10 protein-coding genes are annotated in these 7,001 nt (G+C 28.8%); all 10 read right to left on the bottom strand.

From position 1 onward, the window contains the following. Nucleotides 1-218: 218 nt before the first annotated feature. Nucleotides 219-1,166 (bottom strand): amidohydrolase family protein, encoded by a 948-nt coding sequence (locus V6137_RS12815; protein WP_425448343.1) that lies wholly within the window; start codon nt 1,164-1,166, stop codon nt 219-221. Between the two features lie 162 nt (nt 1,167-1,328). After that, nucleotides 1,329-1,916 (bottom strand): histidine phosphatase family protein, encoded by a 588-nt coding sequence (locus V6137_RS12810; RefSeq protein WP_425448342.1) that lies wholly within the window; start codon nt 1,914-1,916, stop codon nt 1,329-1,331. A 115-nt stretch (nt 1,917-2,031) separates the two neighbouring features. Next, complete coding sequence (locus V6137_RS12805) at nt 2,032-2,898, bottom strand: SPL family radical SAM protein (protein WP_425448341.1); 867 nt, start codon at nt 2,896-2,898, stop codon at nt 2,032-2,034. A gap of 17 nt (nt 2,899-2,915) precedes the next feature. Beyond that, complete coding sequence (locus V6137_RS12800) at nt 2,916-3,212, bottom strand: hypothetical protein (protein WP_425448340.1); 297 nt, start codon at nt 3,210-3,212, stop codon at nt 2,916-2,918. Next, nucleotides 3,173-3,844 (bottom strand): nucleotidyltransferase domain-containing protein, encoded by a 672-nt coding sequence (locus V6137_RS12795; RefSeq protein WP_425448339.1) that lies wholly within the window; start codon nt 3,842-3,844, stop codon nt 3,173-3,175. The genes V6137_RS12800 and V6137_RS12795 overlap by 40 nt, the downstream gene beginning before the upstream one ends. 100 nt (nt 3,845-3,944) lie before the next feature. Next, a complete protein-coding gene (locus tag V6137_RS12790; protein WP_425448338.1) occupies nt 3,945-4,448 on the bottom strand; it encodes an NUDIX domain-containing protein in 504 nt (167 codons plus the stop codon). A gap of 54 nt (nt 4,449-4,502) precedes the next feature. Next, nucleotides 4,503-4,862: a hypothetical protein gene (locus V6137_RS12785; RefSeq protein WP_425448337.1), complete on the bottom strand. Its 360-nt coding sequence runs from the start codon at nt 4,860-4,862 to the stop codon at nt 4,503-4,505. Between the two features lie 192 nt (nt 4,863-5,054). Beyond that, nucleotides 5,055-5,882, bottom strand: coding sequence for an MBL fold metallo-hydrolase (locus V6137_RS12780; RefSeq protein ID WP_425448336.1), 828 nt, complete (start codon nt 5,880-5,882; stop codon nt 5,055-5,057). Nucleotides 5,883-5,957: 75 nt separating this feature from the next. Beyond that, entirely contained in the window at nt 5,958-6,473 is a 516-nt protein-coding gene (locus V6137_RS12775) for a hypothetical protein (protein ID WP_425448335.1), read from the bottom strand. Nucleotides 6,474-6,702: 229 nt separating this feature from the next. Next, nucleotides 6,703-7,001: leucine-rich repeat domain-containing protein (locus V6137_RS12770; protein WP_425448334.1), on the bottom strand; the 299-nt coding region annotated here is incomplete at its 5' end.

Below are 7,001 nucleotides of genomic sequence, written 5' to 3'. Positions count from 1 at the left end.
GGAGCCTAAACTACACTCTAAGATGTATTTAGAAAATAATTCTAGACTAATTGCATAGCTTAAAAATTTCACAATTTTAAAAGCCTAAATTTGGCCATTGTTCGTGTTTTTCAAAGGTCTTTTTGTCATGCATAAATTTAATATTAGAGAATTTAAATTTTTTCACTTAAATACTCTTGACTTTTACTAGCTGGTCTATCATGTATAGTTATTAAGCCTTATATCAATGACATTTTTCTTATTTCATTTAACTCATCTTCATTAAATAAACCCAATTTATATAAGTATAAATACTCCTCTGAAACGCCACTATCAAAAATTAATAAGTCATCGGTATTTATAGTGATTTTTATACCTTGATCAAATAATTTTCTTGATGGATGTTTTTTCATATCTTTGACCGAACCTAATATTCTATTACTGCTTGGACAAATGTTGAGTCTAATATTTCTTTCCTTTATAAGGTCCATTGCATATTGATCATTTACAGATGATATGCCATGTTGAATTTCATCTACATCTAGTATTTCTATAGCTTTTTTTATGTTCTCTGGTCCTTGAAATTCACCTGCGTGGACTTTAAGTTTTAACCCCTTTTTTCTTGCATATCGATAATATTTTTTTAATCTCTCATAATCATCATCCCTAGTTTCATTTCCATATAAATCTATAGATTTAAATATTCCGCTGTCTATACAAGGTATCAGTAAGTCTTCTAATGCCCCAGGGGATATAAGTTTAGGCATACCGACTTCTGGTCTAAAGTCTATTTTGTCTTTATATTTATTTTTAATTGCCATTATTGCATCCAAAAAATCATTTTCATTGTTAAAATAAGTGATATCATGACAATCTATACTAGGTTCTAGCACTGTTACTCCGTCACTTATGGCTTCCTTTACAGCTTCTTCTATCAAGAATTCCACATCTTTTCCTGTCTTTATATACCCAATGGTTTCATTGAAGATATACTTATCTAATCCTTTAATACCATCCATGGCTTTCGGTGGTTTAGTTACACTACCGCCTGCCCACTTATTAAATGTGGAAAATCTAAGTCCCAGTCCACAATGACTATGAACATCCCCCTTTGCTACTTTTTTAAGTTTTGATAGATTCTGTTCTTTTAATCCTTCTTTAAATAATTTGTCTTGTGATTTTGTCATATAAGTCACTCCCCTTTATAAGTCACTAGCTCTATTAAAAAAGTACGGTCTATCGTTTTTCCCTATTATTATGGCGGAGAATAAATTCCCCTCTACTTATTCATAATATATTACCTATAATGGAATATAACTGGTTTGGAATTTATTAAAAGACTCCATTTCTCATAATATATTTATTATTTCACCGTTTAATTCTGTTTCATAAATTCTATCGATACTCCCTTCAGCATCTACTATTATTGATATAATGGCAGGCATTTTTAATTTTTCCCAGAAATTATAGTCACACTTTTTATAATAGTAGTTTAATAATACACATAAAAAAGTTCCATGGGTCCCTACAACGATTGTTTTTCCTTTATTATCATTAATTATTTCTTCTATAGCTTGTACACCTCTTTGTTGTACTTGATTTAGTGATTCTCCATAGGGGAGTTTATAGCCAAAGTCTTTCCACTGGTTAATTGCAAAGGTTTCAAAATCATCTATAAAATGATCTGACACCTTACGTTCCCTTAAGTCATCTATTATTTCAATTTCTATTCCCCTATATTCAGCATAGGGCTTAATGGTATCCACTGCCCTTATAAATGGACTGGAGTAGATGGCATCTACTTCCCTTTTTCTTAAAATATCTAATACATCTTTTCTTTGTTCCCTACCTTCCATTGTTAATGCCCTCTCTTTATCATCTGGTGTGTATTCCACTTTTGCATGTCTTACCATAATTAGTTCTGTATACTTTTTCATATCATTTTCCTCCATTCTTTATAATATTTTAGTTATTAGGGGATTTGTACTTTTTCAATTTATTATTTTTTTAATTCTCTGAAATTTTTATATAATAAATCTATATTAATAATGGCTAGATATTAGTTGTTTTTTTAGGGAGAGCCTTTGAATAGTTATTATTTACATTATATTTTTTTCTCATTTCAGCTAGAAAACCATGAATCTTACTCTTATAGTCTTTATCTGCTCCTCCCTTTGGATATAATCTGCAATAGGGAACATAGTACTTAGGATAATCTTCTTTAATAAATGATAAGTATCTCTTTTTGATACCCCCAGTTAAATATAACATTCCCGTTAACATGTAGTCTACCTCTGACTCTTTAGCCCACTTTACTAAGGTTTCTAGTGTATCTTCATCATCCGCTAAAAAGGGCAATATTGGCATCATATGAAGGGCTGTATTGGCTTTCGTTTTTGAAATTTCAGATAATGCTCTAAATCTTTCTACCGGAAGACTGGCACCTGGCTCAACTTTTTTTGATACATCATCATTACTTGATGTAATACAAAGAGCAATATTTACATAGGTATGTTTAGCCAACTCATCTATTAAATCCAAATCCCGTAAAATCAAATTGGATTTTGTACTAATAATTATTGGATTTTTATATTTTATCATAAGTTTCAAAATATCTCTCATTAGTTTGTAATTATTTTCTATTGATTGATAACTGTCACATACCCCTCCAATATTTATAATATCACCTTTCCACTTTGAGGAATATAACTCCCGTTCTAATACTTCAATAATGTTCGATTTAACATATATCTCTTTGTTGAAATCCGTATTTCCTAAATATTTATGACTACTTTCTCCGTAACAATATTTGCATCCATGGGAGCATCCTCTATAGATATTTAGATCATATTTATAAGGTAATCCCCTTCTTTTTAATTTATGTAGAGCACTTTTAGCTTCGATTTCTATAGCCTTCAATGAAAATCCCCCTATTCTTATGGAGTTGGACCTAGTTTCCCATGTAATAATTCATCTATATTGTCATATCCTGCTTCTACCCAGTATTTTTCAATACCTAAATCTATCATTGCCTTATCGCAAGCTTCCGATAGTTCATAGGCTTCTTTACTTTTATCTCCATATAATAATATTTCTATAGCCTTATCAAGCCTATCCCACACATTGATCCTTTCAAATTTATAACCTGTAACTAGATTTAAAACTTTAGTTAGTAATGGTTTAAATCTTTTCCCTAGCTTTGTTGTTTCAACATATAAAGGTAATTTTTCCATATAAGGAAGGATTTTCCTTCAATTAAATAAAAAAATTTATAAAGCTCATTAATTCCATTAACTATAGCTAAAGTTCCAGAAAATACTTCATCTGTTTTACTATGGTTGTGGGGATATACGTCAATTAGCCAGTATAGTGATAATAAATATCTATATTTCACTTTTCTTTTTAACACTTCCATAGGATATTCTTTAAATAAACTAATTATCCTTTTAAACTGGGCCCTTGGATCATTAATGATAACTGCATTTGACCATATCCAGACAGGAACATCTTCAAAACTTTTTATTTGTTCTTTAATTATATCAATATTAGTTATAGAAATGTGTGGTTGTCCAACTTCTTTACCAAAATATTTATCCCATCCTATTTTAGGTAAATAGTAAAATGCTACTTTTTTATTTGTTGTTAATCCCCTTTCTACCATTTCACTTTGAATTTTGTTATATACTTCCTTTGTACAAATAACATCAATATCTACATCTGACCCCTTCGAATATGTACCTATTGCCCTACTCCCTGTTAATAATACAGTTAATTTATCTTTGTGATTTTTGATTCCTGGCAAAGTATAAATTTGCTCTTTAACATATCTTTTTAAATCATCCCAATCTATTCCTATGTCCCTCATTTCTTATCCCCCCATTAATTATTGAAGATTTATGTTCCTGTAATTAGTTATTACCTTTTATTTATATACACTTAGTCCGTTGTCCTCAAATATATTGTAATTACACACTGCTAATCTCTCTAACATAATTCTCAATTACATCTCTATATTCTTTAGGTCTATAATCCATACTTCTTATTAAATCAATCATTTCATCTCTTGGAACATATTTGACATCTTCTACTTCTGATTTTTGCAATATTAAATCGGAAAGATCGATATCTTTACATGAGATATACATATCAATAAAGTGATTATGCTTTTCCCAAACTATTTGTTTTAAAAACTTTAGATTATTAACTTCTATTCCTAACTCTTCTTTTATTTCTCTTTTAATGGCTATCTTACTAGTTTCTCCCGCCATAACATGTCCCATATGGATATCCCATCCTCCGGGTAAAAATTCTTTTTTCATAGACCTTTTTTGAAGTAGAAACTCTCCTTTAGAATTATGTATATATGCATGTACACCAAGGTAATACTCATCTTCCAATAACTCCGTCCCTTTTGGTGCTATTTTCCCACTTATACTTCCATCTTGTTTTAAAATATCAAAATACTCCATATATCGTTCCTCCTTAGTTATATAAATCTTAACCTATAGTCCCCCTATTCTATTTTAAATCCCATAATGGATCATCCATTTGTCTTCCTTAATTGCAATAGATATTTTTTCAATTAACTTTTCTAACTCCTTTGATTTATACTTTAAATTTGCTTCAGTAATAATATCTAAAAAATATTTAAGAGATTTTGATGGTATTAAGGTTATTCCACAATATGCAAGATCTTTAAAGGGCCTATTGGGATTATGGGCAAATGTTTTAAGGTGTTTTATTTTATTTCCTAGTCCATTATGGTATATTTCAGATAAAAAATCATCATCTATAGAAATACAATTATATTTATCGGGATTATATTCATCCTCATCATAATCTTTTAAACAATCTATTATTCCAAATTTATGATTACAAGGCATTGGTATCCCCCCTAGCTATATTATATATTTCATTTATTGCTTCTTAACCAATAAATGATAGTACCCATCTGATAAATCTTCTATAACTATATTAAATATACTCTAAATATTTTATAAATTAATAGACCTTTTAACATCCCTTAATAAATGTTAAAAAGTCTATTGTAGGTGATATTGTAAATATAACATAAATTAAAGTTCTAATGTCATACCTGTTTTTATTTCATTTAAGTTATCCATACGTTGGTTTAAATAATTATAAGTTTCTTTACCAGTACAGTGACAAGTATAGTAATTTTTTACATCTTTATTTGTAAGGGTATCAGCTAATCTATTTAAAAAGTCTTGATCTTCTGTTTTTTTAACTTTGGTACCCATTAAATGAAATCCCCCCACGACATTTTTAATATTATCTTTAATTAATTCCTTTCCCCTATCTACTATATTTACAATTCCTCTATGGGCACATCCACATAATAAATTATATGAACCTTTATCATTGATTAAAAGATTAATCTCATGCTTAAAATCATCTTGACTAATATTTCCACCTTTATATTCTTTCAATAATCTTTTATTTCCCTTTGGTAAAAATTCATTTCCAGCAATATCACTAAATAAAATCAATTCTTCATCGATTTTTAATCTTCCATCAACTTTAATAAATCTACTGTTATTACTTAATTCCTGTTTTAAACCTATGTTGTATTTGAAAACCCCTAGTACTTTTACAACATGTTTATCAAAGGCTTCACTTCCTATATAAATCTTTGCTTTCTCATTGATCTTTAAAAAGTCTTCCAGTCCGCCTCCATGATCACTGTGACCATGGGATATTATTGCTATATCAACATCCTTTAAATCTATGCCTAACTTTTTTCCATTGTGGAAAAAGTAGTCATTTCCTCCCGTGTCAAACAATATCTTATGCTTCGGAGTTTCAATATACAGGGAAAGACCATGGGCCTTTTTATATTCCTCTGAAACCCTTGTATTTTCTAATAATGTTACTAGTTTCACAACAATCCCCCCTTAATATTTATAAAAATTCATCTTTGTACCTATTAAATATTAATAAGCCTCTTCTCTTTTTTACTAGTTTAATACTAGTTTTTTCACATCATTACTATAGGCCAAACCCTCCACATTGAACTGTGAGTCAGTTGAAGTAAATGAATAATCTGGAACTTGAAAGATCACCGGTAAATCTATTAAATTATATATTTTTGATAAAATCACATTATCATTCTTTGTAAAAACAATCAATCGTTGACCTTCACTAACAGTTTTATTTTCCATATCATGAAATAATAAATATCCAATATATGTATTGTAATTAGTCCACTCTTTTCCTACTTTTTTATATACATCATTTGAAGAATGATAGGGTGGAAAAACATAAGCCCTATCCCACTCAAAGTCGGTACACCTTTTTATATCAATAGAGCTTTGGGACTTTAATTTATCTTTCAAAGTATTTTCAAATTTTTTAGTGCTTATATTGTTTATTTTTATTGAGCGATAATAGGAAGTTCCATATACCATAAAAACTCCAGTTAAGATAATTGTTAAACCTACTATCAGTATAATTGTGTTTTTCATGCGTTTCATTTCATACCTCTCCCTAGAATTACAATTACTGTAATGTCATATGTTATAGCATTTCTTTACCATCTATTTTATCATTTTCCATATATTTTATAAAGTTATTTTACTTAAGTATTGATACCCATAATTTATTTGTATGCTTATGCTTTGGTAAATAATAATGTGAGATTCTATACTGCATATGATTTAATATATTATAGCTTTTAATCTTCTTGAAAAAAACTTGAAACATTTATTGTCGGTTAATGATATTTAATTGAAAATCTTTAGTTTTAAGTTTTTTATAATATTTTTCTGTAGGACTATAATCAGATATTTCGTTATCATTAAGTAACAGACAGGTTAAGTTAATAAGTTTTTCTAGAGAGCTTATCTCATATATTTTATTGTTATCTAACCTTAACTCTGTTAAATTTACTAAATCACCAAGGTCACTTATGTCGGAGATTTCATTATAAGATAAATCTAGTCTAGTTAAATTTGTTAGGTTGTTTAGGGGGGTTATATTGTATATTTTATTTTCACCTAAAT

Origin of the sequence: Dethiothermospora halolimnae (genome assembly GCF_037577855.1) — a bacterium.
Lineage (GTDB): Bacteria > Bacillota > Clostridia > Tissierellales > VENL01 > Dethiothermospora > Dethiothermospora halolimnae.
Note: the sequence above shows the minus strand (reverse complement) of the source record. Positions and strands in the feature narration are given on the sequence as shown.

What these genes read in the sequence shown, in the direction of transcription:
- V6137_RS12815 (WP_425448343.1), bottom strand. Translation starts at nt 1,166, where the DNA reads ATGACAAAATCACAAGACAAATTATTTAAAGAAGGATTAAAAGAACAG.
- V6137_RS12810 (WP_425448342.1), bottom strand. Translation starts at nt 1,916, where the DNA reads ATGAAAAAGTATACAGAACTAATTATGGTAAGACATGCAAAAGTGGAA.
- V6137_RS12800 (WP_425448340.1), bottom strand. Translation starts at nt 3,212, where the DNA reads ATGGAAAAATTACCTTTATATGTTGAAACAACAAAGCTAGGGAAAAGA.
- V6137_RS12795 (WP_425448339.1), bottom strand. Translation starts at nt 3,844, where the DNA reads ATGAGGGACATAGGAATAGATTGGGATGATTTAAAAAGATATGTTAAA.
- V6137_RS12790 (WP_425448338.1), bottom strand. Translation starts at nt 4,448, where the DNA reads ATGGAGTATTTTGATATTTTAAAACAAGATGGAAGTATAAGTGGGAAA.
- V6137_RS12785 (WP_425448337.1), bottom strand. Translation starts at nt 4,862, where the DNA reads ATGCCTTGTAATCATAAATTTGGAATAATAGATTGTTTAAAAGATTAT.
- V6137_RS12775 (WP_425448335.1), bottom strand. Translation starts at nt 6,473, where the DNA reads ATGAAACGCATGAAAAACACAATTATACTGATAGTAGGTTTAACAATT.